This is a genomic window from Bifidobacterium sp. W8104 (genome assembly GCF_016100735.1).
GTDB lineage: Bacteria > Actinomycetota > Actinomycetes > Actinomycetales > Bifidobacteriaceae > Bombiscardovia > Bombiscardovia choladohabitans.
On sequence record NZ_JACFRW010000001.1, the window covers coordinates 690,123 to 707,832 of the forward strand.

The 17,710-nt window shown below is 64.2% G+C and carries 9 protein-coding genes; 1 reads left to right on the plus strand and 8 read right to left on the minus strand.

Going from position 1 to position 17,710, the window contains the following annotated elements:
• Nucleotides 1–48: 48 nt before the first annotated feature.
• From H3U89_RS02655 to H3U89_RS02665, 3 genes are all read right to left on the minus strand, one after another.
• Entirely contained in the window at nucleotides 49–2,883 is a 2,835-nt protein-coding gene (locus H3U89_RS02655; RefSeq protein WP_198178596.1) for a family 43 glycosylhydrolase, read from the minus strand.
• Between the two features lie 157 nt (nucleotides 2,884–3,040).
• Nucleotides 3,041–4,123, minus strand: coding sequence for a LacI family DNA-binding transcriptional regulator (locus tag H3U89_RS02660; RefSeq protein ID WP_198178595.1), 1,083 nt, complete (start codon nucleotides 4,121–4,123; stop codon nucleotides 3,041–3,043).
• Nucleotides 4,120–6,291: a family 43 glycosylhydrolase gene (locus tag H3U89_RS02665; protein ID WP_198178594.1), complete on the minus strand. Its 2,172-nt coding sequence runs from the start codon at nucleotides 6,289–6,291 to the stop codon at nucleotides 4,120–4,122. The genes H3U89_RS02660 and H3U89_RS02665 overlap by 4 nt, the downstream gene beginning before the upstream one ends.
• Before the next feature lie 215 nt (nucleotides 6,292–6,506).
• On the opposite strand from H3U89_RS02665, the gene H3U89_RS02670 reads away from it, so the two are divergent.
• Nucleotides 6,507–8,090 (plus strand): glycoside hydrolase family 43 protein, encoded by a 1,584-nt coding sequence (locus tag H3U89_RS02670; protein ID WP_198178593.1) that lies wholly within the window; start codon nucleotides 6,507–6,509, stop codon nucleotides 8,088–8,090.
• 6 nt (nucleotides 8,091–8,096) lie between these two features.
• Here the strand turns inward: H3U89_RS02670 and H3U89_RS02675 are convergent, their stop codons facing one another.
• The 5 genes from H3U89_RS02675 to H3U89_RS02695 all read right to left on the minus strand — a co-directional run bounded on the left by H3U89_RS02675 (nucleotide 8,097) and on the right by H3U89_RS02695 (nucleotide 17,710).
• A complete protein-coding gene (locus tag H3U89_RS02675; protein ID WP_198179438.1) occupies nucleotides 8,097–9,455 on the minus strand; it encodes a glycoside hydrolase family 27 protein in 1,359 nt (452 codons plus the stop codon).
• Nucleotides 9,456–9,506: 51 nt separating this feature from the next.
• A complete protein-coding gene (locus H3U89_RS02680) occupies nucleotides 9,507–10,631 on the minus strand; it encodes a glycoside hydrolase family 43 protein (protein ID WP_232345458.1) in 1,125 nt (374 codons plus the stop codon).
• Nucleotides 10,632–10,688: 57 nt separating this feature from the next.
• On the minus strand, nucleotides 10,689–12,596 hold the full coding sequence (locus tag H3U89_RS02685) for an ABC transporter ATP-binding protein (protein ID WP_198178592.1): 1,908 nt from the start codon (nucleotides 12,594–12,596) through the stop codon (nucleotides 10,689–10,691).
• Nucleotides 12,597–12,625: 29 nt separating this feature from the next.
• Nucleotides 12,626–14,464 (minus strand): ABC transporter ATP-binding protein, encoded by a 1,839-nt coding sequence (locus H3U89_RS02690; protein ID WP_198178591.1) that lies wholly within the window; start codon nucleotides 14,462–14,464, stop codon nucleotides 12,626–12,628.
• 225 nt (nucleotides 14,465–14,689) lie between these two features.
• Nucleotides 14,690–17,710: an HAD-IA family hydrolase gene (locus H3U89_RS02695; RefSeq protein WP_198178590.1), complete on the minus strand. Its 3,021-nt coding sequence runs from the start codon at nucleotides 17,708–17,710 to the stop codon at nucleotides 14,690–14,692.

Consider the following 17,710-nt stretch of genomic DNA (forward strand, 5'->3'; position numbering starts at 1 on the left):
AACGAAGTTGAAGGCGGAGGGTGGCTTGTGCAGCGGGCCCGTTCGGGTTCAGCCCCGGGCTCGGCGAATGGCGGTGAACACCAGTGCGCCCAGCCCCAGGACAAGTGCCGCAGATGCAGCAGCGACGGGAGCCGACAGGGCCGATCCGGTCAAGGGCAGGCGACCGGCCCTGCCTTCCTTGCCGGACCGATCTGCGGGTGCAGGAGTGGGGTCCGCGGCGGGAACAGTCGCATGATTGGCATCGCCATCGGCCTCCTCTTGAACCTTGGCATCGGTCAGGGGACGCGAACCCCAGATTGCCGCGGCACCTGCTGCCCTGGAGACATCGGCACCGGCATCGGTGAAGACATCGCCGCCCAGCCCTGAGAAGAAGACGACCGGATGGCCCTGCTCATCAAGCTGTCGGCCCAGCCTGGCCCGATAGACGCCGTGCAACAGGGTGCCCGGATCCGCCGAGTCCACCTTGATGGTCAGATTGCCGGCGGTCGCCTTCCAGGAGCCCTGCACCTGGCCGCCCAGCCGACCGCCGGCCAGCAGGCTCACTGACACCGACCGGTAGATGGCCGGGCTGGACAGACCGGACCCCGCATAGTAACGGACCGGATCATGGACCACCACCTGGTAGTCGCCGACCACCTGGCTGGCGGAGACCCTGCCCACCGAATCCCGGTATTCGAAGGGCGTCATGACCAGCCATCCGTCAGGGGTCTGCACCATCTGCTTGACCCGGACCTGATGTTCTTCCAGGTTGCCCTCAGCACGCACGAAGCGTGTGTGGTAAACGTTAAAGACACGATCGTCGTCAACCAACAGCGCGTTGCCCCCCTGGGAGGTCAGCACCTGGTCCTGTCCGGGCTGGGCGAAGGAGGAGTCGATACGCAGGCCCCGGTTGGCATCCAGATCATTCATTGCACGCCCATAGACGGCCGGCTTGCCGTTCTGGTCCAGGTAGGGGCCGGTAATGGAACGGGAACGGAATTCACGCATCTGGTAGCCCCCGGTCTGCCCGAGTCCGCCGTAGGAAAGCATCAGATACCACCAGTCGCCCTGATGGACCAGGGCGGTGCCTTCGCCTGAGTTGCCGAAGCCTCCGGCGAGTTTGTGCCCGTAGTAGGCGTCGGACTGGTTGGCCTGGGTGGGGTAGGTGGTGGAGTAGTCGCGCAGCCCGGTCCTGGGGTCCAGGCGGATCATCCAGATGCCGCCGAACCAGGAGCCGAAGCTCATCCACAGGCCCCCCTGCCCGTCATCCTTGACACAGGCGTCAATCGCATTGATACCCGTATCCGTGAGGCTGGCATAGCGCGACAGATCGGCATTGGGACCCAGCACCTTGGGCACGTCGGTGGCCGCCACGTTGGACTTCTGGAAGCCGGAGTAGACCACCGGTCCCACCAGGCTCCAGTCCCCCTCGATGTCGTCGGCGGTCAGCAGGACGATGACCGACTTCTGGAAGGGGAATCCTCCCCCGTTCAGGCTCAGGTACATGCACCACTTCTTCATGGTGGCGTTGTAGTAGACCTCGGGCGCCCACATGTTGCCGGTCACGTCCGGATTGGAGGACTGCTTGGGCCATGCCTTCCAGATGGGATCTAGAATGCGCTGGTAATCCCGGCTCAGATTGTTGGTGAACGGCTCCCAATGCTTGAGGTCGGTGCTGCGGGCCCAGGCCCGGTGGGAGCCGAAGACGTAGTAGCGCCCTCCGGCCTTGACCACGGAGGGGTCATGTACGGAGACGCGCGAGTAGGCGTTCTGACCGTCCTTGGAGGTGCCCCTGACAACAAGCCGGTAGTCCTGCTGGATGGCTTTGGCCTTCAGGGAGGACCTCGAGGCCCTGTTCGCCTGCAGCCGGGCCGTCAGCGTAACGGGGACATCACGCTTGCCGGGGACCACATGCGCCCTGCCCGTGGCCGCATTGACGCTGACCGTTCCGGGAGCCGAAGAGTTCCACCTTACCGATGCGACACTAGTTGAGACCGGCAGGTTGAAATCACCGTCCACGGCTGCAGGGACCGCCAGTGATGTGGCCTGCTGGTCGATCAGATCCCCCAGGTCCTCCCAGGGCAGGGTGGCGACGATCTGGTCGGCATCCAGGGCCTGCGGATAGACGGCGAATGACTGCACTGCGCCATGGAAGAGCGCATCGCCTATGCCGGGGTATCGGGACTGGCCGATTACGTTGTGGCGGTGGTCGCCGAAGGCGGCGGGATTGACCGTGGCCTTGCCCTCAGCCACCTGCAGGCCGTTGATGTAGAGCCGGACCATGTTGTTCTTGCCATCGATGGTGGCAGTCAAGGTGGAGAAGCGGTCATCGGGCAGGTTCTTGGATGCCGGCAGATAGGTCTCGCCCTGGCCGTTGGCCTTGGAAGTGATGGAGGTGTACAGGGAGGTGTGGGTGGAGACGGTCCAGGAGCCGACGGCCTGCTGGCCTGTCCCCCCCAGCGACCAGAGGTAGGTCCAGGGGCCTGAGGCGTTGAAACTGTCGTTGCGCACGCGGATGGACACCGTGGCGTTGGCGCGTCCGCTCAGTATGTCATCAGGAAGTTTGACATAGGTGGTTCCATCGAACAGGAGCGCATCGTCGGTCTTGACTGCCCCTGTCGGCCGACCATCGGCGTCCAGGATGCGGGCCGGGCCGAAGGATGAGCCTGAGACGGTATTTTCTGCCTCCTTGGCTCCTGGAGCGAGGGCCGAAAAATCGTAGCCGAGCAGGGGCTGGGGCTGACTGGCCGACATCCTGGTTGTGGCGCTGCCGTCGGCTTGGGACTGATCCGCCCAGGCTGGGGATGCGACTGTGCCGCCCGCCAGTATCATGCCCATGAGGGCCGCCGCTGCAACCCCTCCTCGACCTCGTCGTCCTGCGTCTGATGACGATTGATGACGCATGTTCACACCTTTCCATATAGGCATCGGAGCGACTGCGCTCCGACCGGCAGGCCTCCATGGTCAGCCGATGCCGCCTCAAATCATTCGAGAACGTCTTCAGTATATTACAACGTTAGAAATCAAGAAACCAGGAACACTCGAGAAAGAACATCAGCAATCAGACGGCGATTTCGTTTCCGGGCAGGGCACGGGTTGAATTGCGGACCACCAGCGAGGAGGATACCTTGCGGAAGACGTGCTCGCCTTCCTTGGTAGTCAGCGGCTGCACCCCGTTGATCCTGTCCTTGAGGACACGGACCGAGAGCCTGGCCACGGCCTTGAGCCCGGGCGAGATGCTGGTCAACGAGGGCGACAGATACTGGGAATCGTCCGAATTGTCGAAGCCGATGACCGAGATGTCATCCGGCACCGACATACCGTGCATTTGTATGGAATGCAGGACCCCTGCCGCCAGCATGTCGTTCAGGGCCACCACACCGTCGGGGACGATGCCCTGGTCCAGCAGGGAGTTCATGGCATTGACCCCGTCGATACGGTGCCACATGCGCGATGGGGCCACCAGCCGGGGATCGTAGTCCAGGCCGGCCTCCTCCAGACCCTGTCTGTACCCCTCCAGGCGAAGGGCGGCCGAACCCAGCTTCTCGCCGGGGTGGGTGCCGATGACCGCCACCCGACGGCAGCCTGTGCTGATCAGATAGGCGGTGGCGTGCTTGGCTCCCTCCACGTTCTCCGTGGCCACATGATCAAACTGATCGCTGAAGATGCGCTCCCCCACGACCACCAGGGGGTAGTCCACCCGTAGCTGGTCCAGGTCGTCCATGCCCAGCTCCAGGGGGCTGTAGATGAGGCCGTCGATCATGGATCGCTGGGAACCGTGCAGGGCCTCGATTTCACCCTCGCGCGAGTAGAGGGTGGGCTCCACCAGCACCCTCATGCCCAGCTTCTTGGCCTCCTCGATGACCAGGGAGGAGAGCTGAGCAAAGTAGGGCATGGCCAGATCCGGTATGGCCAGGGAGATCATTCCCGTGTAGCCCAACCGCAGGTTTCTGGCCGGCACGTTGACCCGGTAGCCCAACTCCTCTATGGCCTTGTTGACCTTGCCTCTGGTGGCCTCGGAGACGAATTCGTAGTCATTGACCACGTTGGAGACGGTCTTGACCGACACTCCTGCAGCCTGGGCCACATCCTTCATGGTCGGGGTGGAACCACGTCCTGTGCCGGGGGAAGCGGCTAAATTCATAAGACCCTGACCTCCAAGGTTACCGTGGCGCGGGTGGGGTCGAGCTCCTCATCCGTCTGCATATCCAATACGGGCATCCCCTCAGCAGACCAATGTACCCGCCTTACCTGACTGTCGCGGCCAAGGTAGCGGTCCTGGTCATGCTCGGCATTATGGAAGACGTAGATCATGGTGTCGTCCTCGTCCTGGGACCACATACCGTGGCCGGTGCCCAGCTGCCAATGGCCATTGTACTTCCCGGACTTCTGCAATGGGTAGTCCAGCTTCTTCCACACGCCGGGATCGCATAGATCGGCCCCGACTCCGGCCGGTGCGGTCACCAGTCCGGTGGTGTAGTCGATGCCCACCAGGGAGCCGGAATAGATCAGGAAGATCCGGCCATCGTGGACCACGGCGTTGGGCCCTTCGGCAATCATGTTGTCCCAGGCGAACTCGGGGACGATGATCTGCCGTGGCGTGCTGGTCAGACGGTCGGGGCGGGCCGGGTCGAAGGCGGCGATCCAGACCGATCCCAGCTGCTGCCAGGCGTAATACCAGCGGCCGGTATCGTGCAGGACCGTCATGTCCAGGCTGATGCGCTGGATGGGATTGAGAGGGGTGCCGTCAGCCCGCAGGATGGGTCGGGGGCTGTCCCAGTTCTCAGGCCGGCGAGGGTCCAGATCCCGGCCCTGGTCGTCGCGGCGCAGCTGCATGATGTGGCAGCAGCCCGTCCACATGTCCGGCTTTCCGGCCCGATCATTGGCGGTCCCGTCCGGGTTGGTCCGCGGACCATCGAAGCAAGGCATGAAGAGGATGGAGAGCCTGCCGCCGATCAGGTGGATCTCCGGGGCCCAGAAGCAGCCGGTCATGACCCGGCCCTCGCTGTTGCGATCGCCCCTGCGCAGCAGGTCCACCTCCTTTTCATGGCCGCCGGCCTGATCGCTCAGGCCCTCGATGGTGTCGGCCACCCGCAGGGGCATGTGCGTGTGCCCGTTCAAGGGGTCGACGCAGTTGCCATCCGCATCCTCGGTGGCGATGAACATGAACAGGCGCCGGCCCCTCCAGGACCAGCGGAAAATGGAGGGATCGGCACGCTGCCGGGCGAAGGGGACCGGGTAAGCCGTCTGCCGGATCCGTCCGCCGATCAGCCTGGTATCTCCAGGATTCAGGCGACCCTGGGCCAGGTCGCTGGTCAGACGGTCCAATTGGCTCTGGTCCCAATCCACCCCGCGCAGGGCGGTGGACCCGTCGCTGTAGAGGAGCCGTGCCTGGGTCTGCCGGACCGGCTCCAGACCGTCGCCCCGGGACACCTGAACCGGGTCCACCTTCACGCCGGTGTTATAGATGCGGCCAAACCGTTCCAGCAGGCCACGCTCGCAGTCGGCGCTGACCAGCACGACATTGCCGGCCAGGATGCCCTTCATACCGCAGTCCTCCTCCAGGGCCCGCCGCCGATCCAGGGGCAGGGGGTCGCCCTGGGCCAGGGGATCATCATCCTCCAGGACCTTCATGCCGGTCACCATGCCCATCCGTGCCGGATCGTCCACCGTGGCCGTGCACAGCCGCCCGCGGTCGTCGTCCCAGTAGAGCCGGCAGCCCTGGCCATCGTCCAGAAGCAGCGCCCTGGGCCGGTGGACCCCATGGGCTCCCAGGATGTGGACCTGCGGCAGCCGTCGGTAGGTCAGCAGGTCCGGTGAAAGAGCCGTCAGGATGGAGTCGGCCTGGGATCCATCAGACCGGCCGCCCCTGGCCGTCCTGGTGGCCAGGATGACGAAGGTGCCGTCCCTCAGGGGCAGCAGGAAGGGGTCGATCAGACTCTTCAGGATCAGATCCTGCCCTGGGACCACCGCCAGTTCCTGGGCCGCCTGCGATGCCTGGTGAGCGTCCAGTCCAGGGTTATGCCCGCCCTCTTGCGGCGCCGCCTCGCCAGGTAGGGCGGCCCCTGCCGTGCAGGCGCCACGGGCGCTATCCGGCACAGCCTTGGTGGGCACAGCCGCAGCGAAGAAGATGCCGTAGTCGCCGTTCAGGGGCTCCCAACGGCCGGTCGCCCGCGATCGCAGCGCCAGGTGCATGCTCAGGGCGACATCCTCGTTGTTGGCCTCCTGCCGATCAGTGGGATGCCGGGTGTAGCACATGAGTGCAACCCCATCCCCAGATTCTCGTCCACCGTCCAGAGCATCCTCACCCATGACGATTCCTTCCATCCGGCTTGCCGGCTTCAACGCCGGCGACTATCGTTTCTAACGATAGAAATTATACATGGAGGCCAGTCCCCCCCGACGCCCGATGCCCGCATGGATGAGGCCGGGCTGTTCGCTCATCCGAACCGACTCGGCAAGGTCGGCCATGCGCCACGGGTCGTCATCGATGTCGATCGGGCTGCCTCCACGGAAAGCGAGGAACCATGAGAAGACCCAAACGCACCGGACGGGCCATGAAGGCCCTGACCGCCCTGACGGCGGGTCTGGCGGTACTGCTGACAGGGGCCCTGGGCGCCTGCTCGAACCAGCAGCCGTCAGCCAGCGGCGCAAAAGCCGCCACCACCCAGGAACCCAAGCGCGTCTCGGTCCACGACCCCTCCGTGGTTCGCTCCGGCAAGAGCTACTACGTCTTCGGCTCGCACCGGGCCTATGCCCGCAGCACGGATCTGGTCAACTGGACCCCCTTCACCAATAACCTGAGCCGCGATTACAAGAAGATTTTTGCCAAGATATGGAAGGACTGGCCCAAGCAGTCCTCCAATCCGGACGTGACCGGCAACATGTGGGCGCCTGACGTCTACTACAACGCCACCATGAAGAAGTGGTGCATGTACCTGAGCCTGAACGGGGCCGAGCATCGTTCGGTCATCGTCCTGCTGACCGCCGACCGGGTGGACGGCGACTGGACTTATGTGGGACCGGTGGTCTACTCCGGCTTCACCCGGGCCAACTACATGAGCACCGACGTTCCCAGGGTGCTGGGCTCGGACCCGGAGCTGGACCGCTATCAGTCCTACACGGATACGGGTATCAATGCGATTGACGCCTGTGTCAAGGATGACGGGCAGGGGGGCCTGTGGATGAGCTTCGGCTCCTGGTTCGGCGGCATCTGGATGATCCGCCTGGACCCCAGGACCGGGCTGCGCGACTACTCCACCACCTACCCCACCCAGGCCAACCAGTCCGACGCCTACTACGGGCACAAACTCGCCGGAGGCTTCGGCAACTCAGGCGAAGGATCGGCGCTGCTGCACACCAACGGCCACTGGTACCTCTTCCTCTCCTACGGCAAGCTGGTGCAGACCGGGGGCTACCAGATGCGGATGTTCCGCTCGGACTCCATCACCGGCCCTTACCTGGACCAGCGGGGCAACCCGGCCATCGCCACCAGCGGCGAGGCCGACAACTGGACCAGTGAGACAGGCATCCGCCTAATGGGCTCCTACCAGTGGAGCGGGGACAAGAAGGGCGACATCGAGGTCTCGCAGGGTGGGAACACGGCCCTGCACGACAAGGACGGCCAGGACTACGTGGTCTATCACACCAGGTTCTCCGACCGCAAGGAGGAGCATCAGATCCGTGTCCGGCAGCTGATGCCCACGGCAGACGGGTGGCTGGTGGCCGCCCCCTATGAGTATCTGGGCACCAAGGCCGGCGGCCCTTACAACGCCAAGGACGAGGCCGGCACCTATGAGCTGGTGGAGCATGATCCGACCATCTTCTTCAAGGGACCGCGCAAGGTGACCGACACTCACAGCACCCGATACCGGGGCGTGGTCAAGGCCGTGGACATCCGCCTGGAGCCCGGCGGCCAGGTGACCGGAGCGCGCCAGGGCCACTGGCAGGTCGACGACCGGGGACGGCTGTCCATGGACCTCAATGAGGAGGACGGGACCGTGACCTACCAGGGCGTCTTCGCCCGTCTGCCCAGGGACAAGGACCACCGCACGGTCATGACCTTCAGCGCCCTGGGCAACAACGTGTGCATCTGGGGCTCCAAGCGCTGATCAGCCTCAGCGGGGATCCAGAGCCACCCAGACCACGCCGTGTGCGGGCACCAGGGCCACCAGCTCCCGGTCGGTGCCCTGTCCTTCCAGGCTGATCCGGGCGGGCTCCGAGGTCCGGTCCCGCCACAGGTCGACCGGGGTCCAGGCTCCGTCCACCCCATCCAGGCCCACGAGGGAGGACAGGGCCGTCCTGACCCTCCGTGGGCGGTCCCCGGTCCAGAAGACAGCCGCATAGACCCCACCGGCATGGGCCGAGGGGGTTCCGTCGGCCCAGTCGCTGGCCAGGGCCCTCCAGACGATCTCCTCGCCTGAGACCTTCCTGCCTTGGCCATCCCCACTCTCGACCGGCTCCCGGATGATCTCACCGTTGTCGGCCGAGCCGGCGGTGACCTCCTCCAGGGCCGGGTTGTCCAGCAGCGACAGGGTGTCCTCATCGCTGCTGGGAAGGTCGCCACCCACCATCAACGGCGAGCGCCCCATGGCCCAAAGGGTCAGCATGGTGCGCTGCTCGTCGGCTGTCAGGAGGCTGGACCGGTCCCCGCCCCGCTCGGCCCGCAGTCCGATATGCCCAAGGGGCAGCATGTCCGCATCGGCCCAGTGGCCTGTGCTCTGCAGAGGCGCCCAGCGGGCCAGACGGGCGAACTGGGCGTAAAGGTCCTGCCAGCGATCCCAGAGGTCGTCCGAAATCCGCCAGAGCTGGGCATGATCCCGCAGGAAGCCAAGGTGGGTGGTGGGAACCCGGGTGCCCGGTGACAGGGAGAGGGTCATGGAATGCCCATGGGCCTGCTCGGCCTTGCGTATGGCCCGGGCGTAGGCGTCGATCTCCCGGTCCATGAAGGGGGCCTGCATGTCGTCCACTTTCAGGTAATCAACCCCCCAACGGGCGAACTGGTCAACCTGGGCGTCGTACCAGGCCTGGGCTCCCGGATGGGACTGGTCCAGACCGTAATTGTCGGGATTCCACGCACAGACATGGGTGGTGTCGGCAACCTGGGCGGCTGTATAGGAGGTGCCGAGGACGGGCAGGTCCCGCTCGACCGCCAGCCTGGGGATGCCCCGCATGACATGGATGCCGAAGCGCAAACCCAGATCGTGGATCCGCGCGGCCAGAGGGGCGAACCCCTGACCGTCGGCCGCCGACGGGAACCGGACCGGATCCGGCAGCTGCCGGCCATAGTCATCCAGGACCAGAGGCGCCTTGGCGTTGTAGCCATGGGCCCTGGCGGTCGGGTCATACCAGGCGATGTCTATGACGACCGTGTCCCAGCCCACCGGGAGCAGCCTGTCGCGCATGACCTGCGCATTGTCAAGCACCTCCTGCTCGGTGACGGTGGTCCCGTAGCTGTCCCAGCTGTTCCACCCCATTGGTGGTCTCCAGGCCTTGTCCATGTCGTGCTCCTTTCTCAGTGCTTTGTTTCAGTCCTGCTGCGCCAGAGGGCACAGACGTTCGTATTCCTGCCGGGTCAGGGACAGGACCCCTCCGTGCTTGGTATGGGGGCGCAGGTGGAAGTCCTGCTCCCGGGCGTAGTCGAACCCGGCGTCCGGATCATCGCTGACCATGGGCCTATAGCCCACTGAGGGGATCACATCCACCAGCAGGTACCAACGGTTCCGGGCATGATCGGCGTAGAGGGCCGGACCCTCCACGCCCGAGGGGTTACCGTCGGCGCACCAGTTGGCGCCGATCCGCTCCTGGATGGTGGTCCACCGGGCCTGTGGCAGCCACCATCGGGGATCGTCGGTGCTGTCCAGCCAGATGCCCCTGCCATAGCCATTGTCCTTGGTGGCCCGGTAGGTGCGCAGTCCGCCCCCGGGCAGAGGACGCTGGATCATGGTGGTGTCGATGGCATTGCGACCGGTATCGATAAGGACTCCGCCATAGCGGAAGTGCTCCTGGGTGAAGTCGGTGGTCGCCCCCCAGAGCACCCGGTCGTAGGCGGACGGATCGGCATGGTCGGGATCGGCCTGGTCAAAGAGCCTGGATGACCAGTAGAGGACGAAGGCCCCCTGTCCCGGTCCCTCATAGTCGGGCACCCATAGGCACTCCGGCGCCCAGGCCATGCCCAGCTGGACCCTGCTGCCGTCCTGCTGCAAGGACACATCCAACGGCCAGGGACCTGACCAATGAATCAGGTCGTCAGTGGACCAGATCATCAGCTTGGTGCTGCCATGGCGGGACCAGTGATCCCAGCCGCTGCCCTGCGACTGATCGCCGCCGAACACCCGCAGGTCGGTGGCCATGACATAGACCCGGCCGTTGCGCGGGTCACGTACCATGTAGGGATCCCTCAGACCGGTGGTGCCCAGATGCGAGGTCAGCAACGGCCTGCCCCCGTACAGCGGATCCCAGCTCAGAGGGTCGTCGCCCCGCGACAGGTCGAAGTAGAGGCGCTCGGCATACCCCTGGGGGTCTTCGATGAAGTGCACCATCAGATACCCGTAGGGGTCGGCTCCTTTGATGTCCTTGTGAACCGTATTGCTCAACGTCCGCTCCTTTGCTCTGGCCGCCGATCCTGTCGGCCCTGACTTGTCGCCACTCATTTTACAACGATGTAATACTGCTTGTCGGGAACCGCCGACGGCACATGGATCAGTCCGCTATTGCGCAGAGACAGCCGAATCCTGCTGAACCTGGCTGCCCTGTTCCGCATCATCGCCGGGCTGTGCCGATTGCGCCCGATCGCCGTTGGCCGTGCGGATCATTGCGTACTGTGACTCGTGCAGCCGGTAGTAGGCGCCTCGCTTGGCCAGGAGCTCCTGGTGGGTGCCGTGCTCCACAATCTGCCCGTGATCGATGTAGAAGATCTGGTCCGCATTCTCGATGGTGGACAGCCGGTGGGCGATGACGAAGGAGGTCCGCCCCTTGAGCAGGTGGGCCAGTCCGGCCTGGAGGGCCTCCTCGGTGCGGGTGTCGATGCTGCTGGTCGCCTCGTCCAGGATCAGGATGCGGGGGTCGGCCAGCAGAACCCTGGCAAAGGCGATCAGCTGCCGTTGACCTGCGGAGAGGGTGGATCCGCGCTCCTCGACCTTGGTATCGTAGCCGTCGGGCAGCTCCATGATGAACTCATGGGCGTGGACGGCCTTGGCGGCCTCCTCGATCTGCTGGTCGGTGGCGTCCAGGCGGCCGTAGCGGATGTTCTCGCGCACGTTGCCGGTGAAGATGAAGGTGTCCTGAAGCATGACCCCCATCTGCCGGCGCAGGGAGGCCAGGGTCACGTCGCGCACGTCATGCCCGTCCACGCAGACGCTGCCCTCGGTCACGTCGTAGAAACGCGAGAGAAGGTTGACGATGGTGGTCTTGCCGGCACCCGTGGGCCCGACCAAGGCGACCGTGCTGCCTGACGGCACATGGAAGTCCACCAGGTTGAGGATGTTGCGGCCTCCGGGCTCGTACTTGAAGACCACATCGTTGAAGTCCACCCTACCCTTGACTGGGGGCAGCTCCATGGCCCCCGGGCGGTCCTCGATCTCCGGGTGGACGTCCAGGGTCTCGAAGATGCGCTCCAGGTATGCCGAGCAGGTGATCAGCTGGTTGTAGAAGTTGCCGATGTTGATGATGGGGTTCCAGAAGTTGTTGGCATAGCCGACGAAGGCGATCAGCATACCCGTGGTCACCTGCACGCCGCCCAGCCCGGTGATCCCCAGATAGTAGATCAGTGCGATGGTGATGGTGGAGATGTTCTGCACTCCCGGCCACATCAGGTACTGGATGTGCACGGCCCGCATCCAGGAGCTGCGAACCTGCCCCTGCTGCTCCTGGAAGGTGTGGAACTGCTCGCGCTCCCTGACGAAGGTCTGCGTGGTCTTGACCCCTGCGATGGACTCATGGATGTAGGCGTTCAGATTGCTCTGCTTGTTGGACAGGCGCTGGTAGGCCCGCCGCTGGAAGCGCTGGAGCACCAGCACATAGAGCACCAGCAGGGGCATGAGGACCAGGGACCAGAGGGTCAGCCTCCAGTCGATGACGAACATGACCACCAGGGTCAGCAGGAAGGTGAAGATGTCCGCAATCACGTTGATCAGACCCGAGCTCAGGGTATCCGAGAGGGTGTTGACGTAGTTGACCACCCTGATCAGGATCTTGCCGTGGGGTCTGGAATCGAAGTAGGAGAAGGGCAGGGTCTGGATGTGGGTGAAGAGGTCCCGGCGCATGTCCTTGAGCATGAGCTGGCCCACCTGGGTGATGGCCACGGTCCGGTACCGCAGGAGGAGCTCGTAGACCACGATGGCCAGCAGGAAGACCGCGCCCAGGGTGAAGAGCCGGACCGGGTCCTTGGAGGGGATGACCGTATCGATCATGGTCTTGGTCATGTAGGGAATGGCCACGGCGATGGCGCTCATGGACAGGACCGCCGCAAGGATGATCACCCCCTGGCGCAGATAGGGCTTCAGATAGGCCCCTATACGCTTGATGTCACCGAAGTCGATCTGCTCCTCCAGGTCCTCGTCCTCGCGGAAGGTGTTCCTGCGCGCGGTGCCCGCCGAACGTTGCTTTTGCTGCTTCATCGTCTCACCTTGCCATGCCTGCCGTTGTGTCAGAATCCCGCCGACTGCCCGGATTGCAGCCCAAGCTGCTTGCGGTAGATCCGGTAGTAGCGGCCGTGGGCGTGGACCAGATCCTCATGGGACCCGCGTTCCACGATCCTGCCGTGATCCAGGACCAGAATCAGGTCGGAATCTTTGATGGAGGAGATCCTGTGGGCGATGGTGACCATGGTCCTGGTGCCCTCCATCTCCTGCAGATGCCGCTGGATGGTGGCCTCGGTCTCCATGTCGACGGCCGATGTGGTGTCGTCCATGATCAGGATGGCCGGGTCGTCAGCCAGGGCCCGGGCCAGGCTGAGCCGCTGCTTCTGGCCGCCCGACAGGCCCACGCCGCGCTCGCCCACCACGGTGTCGTAGCCCTCGGGCATCCGGTTGATGAAGGAGTCGGCTCCGGCCATGGAGGCCATGGTCCTGACGTACTGCTCGTCGTCGCGCTGGGCTCCGAAGGCGATGTTGTCGCCGATGGTGTCGGAGAAGAGGAAAGTGTCCTGGGCCACGATGTTGACCTGCCGCCGCAGCAGGTCCAAGGGCCACTGCCTGGCGTCGATCCCGTCGATGAGCACATGGCCCACGGTTGGGTCGTAGAAGCGGGCCACCAGGCTGACCAGGGTGGACTTGCCCGAGCCGGTCTCCCCCAGTATGCCCAGCCGGGTGCCGGCCGCCACGTGGAAGTCGATGTCCTTGAGGATGGGGGTCTCCGGATCGTCGGGGAAGGCGAAACTGACGTGGTCGAAGCGGATGTCTCCGCGGATCCTGACCGGGTCCTCGGTCTGCTCGCCGTTGACCTTGGCACGGACCGTGGCCGCCTGGACCACGCCGGCCTGGGCGTTCTTGCGCTCGACGATCCTGGGTTCGGCCGTCAGCAGCCGACGGATCTTGACGCAGGAGGCGTTGAAGCGCTCCACGTCGTTAATCAGCCAGCCGGACTGGCGCACCGGGCCGTCGATCATCCACAGGAAGCTGTTGAAGGAGACCAGGGCTCCCAGTGTCATCTGCTGGCGGATGACCAGCCAACCGCCCAGGATCAGGGTGATCAGCTGGAGCATGTAGGAGCAGCCGTCCAGCCAGGGCATGTAGGTGCGGCTGTTGCGGGCGGAGTCCATGTTGCGCTGCATGTAGTCATCGTTGTGCCGATCGAACTTCTCGGTCTCATAAGGCTCGCGGACGAAGGCCTTGACCACCCGGTTGCCCTCGATGTTCTCCTCGACCATGGAGTTGAGGGATGCCAGCGAGTTGCGGATGGCGTAGAAGAGCGGGTGGGCGTGCTTGGAAAGCTGCCAGGTGAAGTAGAAGAGGAATGGGGTCACCGCCAGCAGGGCCAGGGCCAGCCGCCATTCGATGGTGAACATGACGGCCAAGGACCCGGCGAAGAGGCAGACGGCATCCAGGATGTTGTAGGAGACCCAGGAGACGAAGTGGCGGATGGCATCGGTGTCCGAGGTCATCCGGCTCATGATGTCGCCGTTACGGGTGTGGTTGAAGTAGGTGAAGTCCATGTCGTGGAGCTTCTCGTACTCGTCGCTGACCAGCCGATAGATGGTGTTCTGGCCGAATCGCTCCATGAACATCTGGTAGCCATAGCGGCAGACGCTGCGCCCAAGGGTGACGGCTATCATGGCGAAACAGAGCCTGGGCAACCGATCCTCATGCCCCTGGCCAATGACCTGGTCCACGATCATGCCCGCCAAAATGGGCATAAGCATGACCAGGACCTTGTCCGCCGCAAAGAGCAGGAGAGCGGCGGCGATTCTACCGGCGTCCGGCCTGCAGTAGGGGAGGATCCATCGAAGGTTGCTGCTGTGCTGATTCTTTGCAGAATCGACGTACATTGGAGGACACCCTCACGTTCCCTGTTGAACTTCTCTGATCTGGTCTCTTCTCATTGCCGTGACCGTCCGGGAGAGTGACTGACCGATGGTGACGCCCGGCTATGTTCCTCGCCTCTGCAACGCCGCGCGTGTCCGCCCTGGATTCGTCAAGCGTTGCCTATTCTATTGGAGCCTCAACCAGATGCAACCCCGGATCCCGGCGTGTCTAGGCCCGGAATCCAGAGGTCATATGTGGCGTGGATGCCCCTGGACCAGAAGGTCCAGCTCGGGTCCTGACAGGCGCTTCAGATCGACACCGTCTGTTGTTACGGCAACCCGGAACCTGGTACCCCGCACCTCCAGCTCGTAGGTCAGCGAGCGCCAGACTGAAGGCAGATGGGGGTCGATGCTCAACCCGGTTCCGCCGGTGTCACGCAGGCCCCCGAAGCCGCAGACCAGGCTGGACCAGACGCCTCCGCAGGCGGCCAGGTGGATGCCGTCGGTCGTATTGGCATGCAGGTCGTCCACGTCCGTAAACAAGGACCGACGGAAGTACTGCATGGCCAGCTGGTCATGCCCCACCTCGGCGGCGAGGATGGACTGGGAGGCTGCAGACAGGGTCGAATCCCCGGTGGTCAGCGGATCGTAATAGTCGAAGTCAGCCAGCTTCTGCTCCGGAGTGAACCAGGAGCTGAGCAGGTAGAGGGCCATGACCACGTCGGTCTGCTTGAGCACCTTGTGCCGGTAAATGACCAGCGGATGGTAGTGCAGCAGCAGGGGCCTGGCCGTGAACTGGTCGAAGTGCCAGCGGGGGCGTTGCATGAACTGGGCATCCTGGGCATGGACCCCCTCCTGATCGTCGAAGGGGACGAACATGGCCTCGGCCGCACGAAACCACTTGGCGGCCTCCTCGTCGTCGAAGTGCAGCCTTTGACGGATGCCGCCGATCAGATCCGGGTGCTTCTCACACAGGTACTGGTAGGCCTTGTAAGCGGCCAGGAGGTTGAACCGGGCCATCTGGTTGGTGTAGAGGTTGTCGTCAACCAGGACCGTGTACTCGTCCGGGCCGGTCACGCAGTGGATGTGGAAGCGGCCGTCCTCCTTGTAGCGCCCCAGGCTCATCCAGAGACGGGCCGTCTCCACCAGGATGTCCACACCCTCGGCCTGCAGGAAGTCTTCATCGCCGGTGACCTGCACATACTGGGCCACCGCGTAGGCGATGTCGGCATCGATGTGGTACTGGGCCGTGCCCGTAGGGAAGTAGGCGGAGGCCTCCTCGCCGTCAATGGTCCTCCAGGGGAAGAGGGCGCCGTTCAGGTTGAGCGCGCAGGCCCTGCGCCTGGCGGCAGGCAGCATCAGGTAGCGGTAGTGAAGGACGGCTCTTGCCCGGGCAGGCGCCGAATAGATCAGGAAGGGGAGAATATAGATCTCGGTGTCCCAGAAGTAGTGGCCGCTGTAGCCGGATCCGCTCAGGCCCTTGGCACCCACGCCGTTCTCAATCTGGGCCGTGGACTGGGCCAGCTGGAAGAGTTCCCAGCGCACCATCTGCTGGGTGCGACCGCCATCGTCGGCCTGGATGCGGATATCCTGACGCTCCCAGAACTGATCCAGCCATTCGCGTTGACGCTGCTCCAGCTCATCCAGTGAGAGGGTGCTGACCTCCTCCAGACGATCGCGGCAGTCCTCGACAAGATTCCTGGTACCCTCGCCCCGGGTCTGCACGACCAGACCGTTGCCGCTGGTGCCGGCCGGAAGGATGGGGTGGCTGCGGTAGATGGCATAACGGACCAGACGGGTGGAACCGCCCTTGGGCACATCCATGCGCCAGCCGGATCCCTCGACAGGGCGTCCATCCCTGAACTGCCTGACGCCCAGGGCCAGGCTGAGCCGTGAATTATTGCATCGGAAGACCCTGCAATCCGCACTCAGCTCGCCATAGACCGCATTGTCCAATACCTCGTGGATTCCGCAGCCGTCCACAAAGGTCGATTTGCGGGGGTCGCTGGAGTTGACATGGCGGGGGTTGTCGGCGTTGACCGGCCCCTCGACCACCACAGCCATGTCCCGGTCAGGCGACTCGACAGTCAGCGTGCAGACGCTCAGGCTGCGGTCATACAGGCAGACCATGCGGGTGAGCACGGTCTTCAGGTGGATGCCGTGGCCCAGATCGTACAGATTGGTGGTGGTCGCGATTCCTGTTCGGAAGTCCAGACGCTGCGTGGTCTTCTCCGGCCGACCCAGGGGCAGCCCCTCCACCTTGAGGGTGAAGTCCGAGGCATCGGGCACCCCCTGGATCAGCTGGCCCACCTTGGCATATCCGTAGGCGCTTTCGGGATGGGCTATCCGGAAGGTGTCATGGAAGCCGCTTAAGAAAGTACCGTTGCCCAGGCAACGTTCCCCGCCGCCTTCACCTCTGACACCTACAGAACCGTTGGTGACCGAAAAGACCGTGGCGCTGACCGCGTCGGGCCGACCGACCTCGCTGAGCCCCCAGTCCTCCACAGGGAAGCGATCCTCATCCAGACCGGGGTCCTCCCCCTGCCCGCGCTCGCTGGCATCGTCGTCGATCAGCTCAATCAGCTGGTCCACCACCAGGTCCGCACCCGCCTTGAGCAGCTGCTCGTGACCGGCGCCCCTGTCCACGCCCACAACCAGGCCGAACCTGCCCGCGTGACCGGCGGCTACACCAGAGATGGCATCCTCGACCACAACAGCATCCTCATTGCGCAGTCCGAGCACCTTGGCCGCATAGGCGTAGGTATCCGGGGCAGGTTTGCCCTGCAGACCCATCTCGTCCTTGAGATTGCCGTCCACCACAGTGTCGAAGTATCCGGCGATCCCGGCAGCCTGGAGGACCTGGGCCGTGTTGCGCGAACTGGACACCACAGCCAGACGCTTCTTGTCGGTGCGCAGGTGCCTGAGCATATCCACCGTGTCCGGGTAGGGATCGATGCCCTTCTGCTTCAGCATGCGCTCAAAGGTCATGTTCTTGCGATTGCCGTATCCGCAGACGGTGTCCAGCTGTGGATCGTCATCAGGGTTGCCCCAGTCCAGCTCAATGCCCCTGCTGCGCAGCAGGGCATCGACACCGTCATAACGGGGCCGGCCATCCACATAGGCGTAATAGTCCTGCTCCGTGTAGGCCGGGACGTTCGCGGGCAGGACCTGATCGAACAACGCCTTCCAGGCGGCCTTGTGCAGGATGGTCGTGGGCACCAGCACCCCGTCCAGATCGAAGAGCACACAGGCGAATTGGGCAACCTTCAT

Coding starts and splice junctions, on each gene's coding strand:
- H3U89_RS02655 (WP_198178596.1), bottom strand. CDS start 2,883: ATGCGTCATCAATCGTCATCAGACGCAGGACGACGAGGTCGAGGAGGG.
- H3U89_RS02660 (WP_198178595.1), bottom strand. CDS start 4,123: ATGAATTTAGCCGCTTCCCCCGGCACAGGACGTGGTTCCACCCCGACC.
- H3U89_RS02665 (WP_198178594.1), bottom strand. CDS start 6,291: ATGGGTGAGGATGCTCTGGACGGTGGACGAGAATCTGGGGATGGGGTT.
- H3U89_RS02670 (WP_198178593.1), top strand. CDS start 6,507: ATGAGAAGACCCAAACGCACCGGACGGGCCATGAAGGCCCTGACCGCC.
- H3U89_RS02675 (WP_198179438.1), bottom strand. CDS start 9,455: ATGGGGTGGAACAGCTGGGACAGCTACGGGACCACCGTCACCGAGCAG.
- H3U89_RS02680 (WP_232345458.1), bottom strand. CDS start 10,631: ATGAGTGGCGACAAGTCAGGGCCGACAGGATCGGCGGCCAGAGCAAAG.
- H3U89_RS02685 (WP_198178592.1), bottom strand. CDS start 12,596: ATGAAGCAGCAAAAGCAACGTTCGGCGGGCACCGCGCGCAGGAACACC.
- H3U89_RS02690 (WP_198178591.1), bottom strand. CDS start 14,464: ATGTACGTCGATTCTGCAAAGAATCAGCACAGCAGCAACCTTCGATGG.
- H3U89_RS02695 (WP_198178590.1), bottom strand. CDS start 17,710: ATGAAGGTTGCCCAATTCGCCTGTGTGCTCTTCGATCTGGACGGGGTG.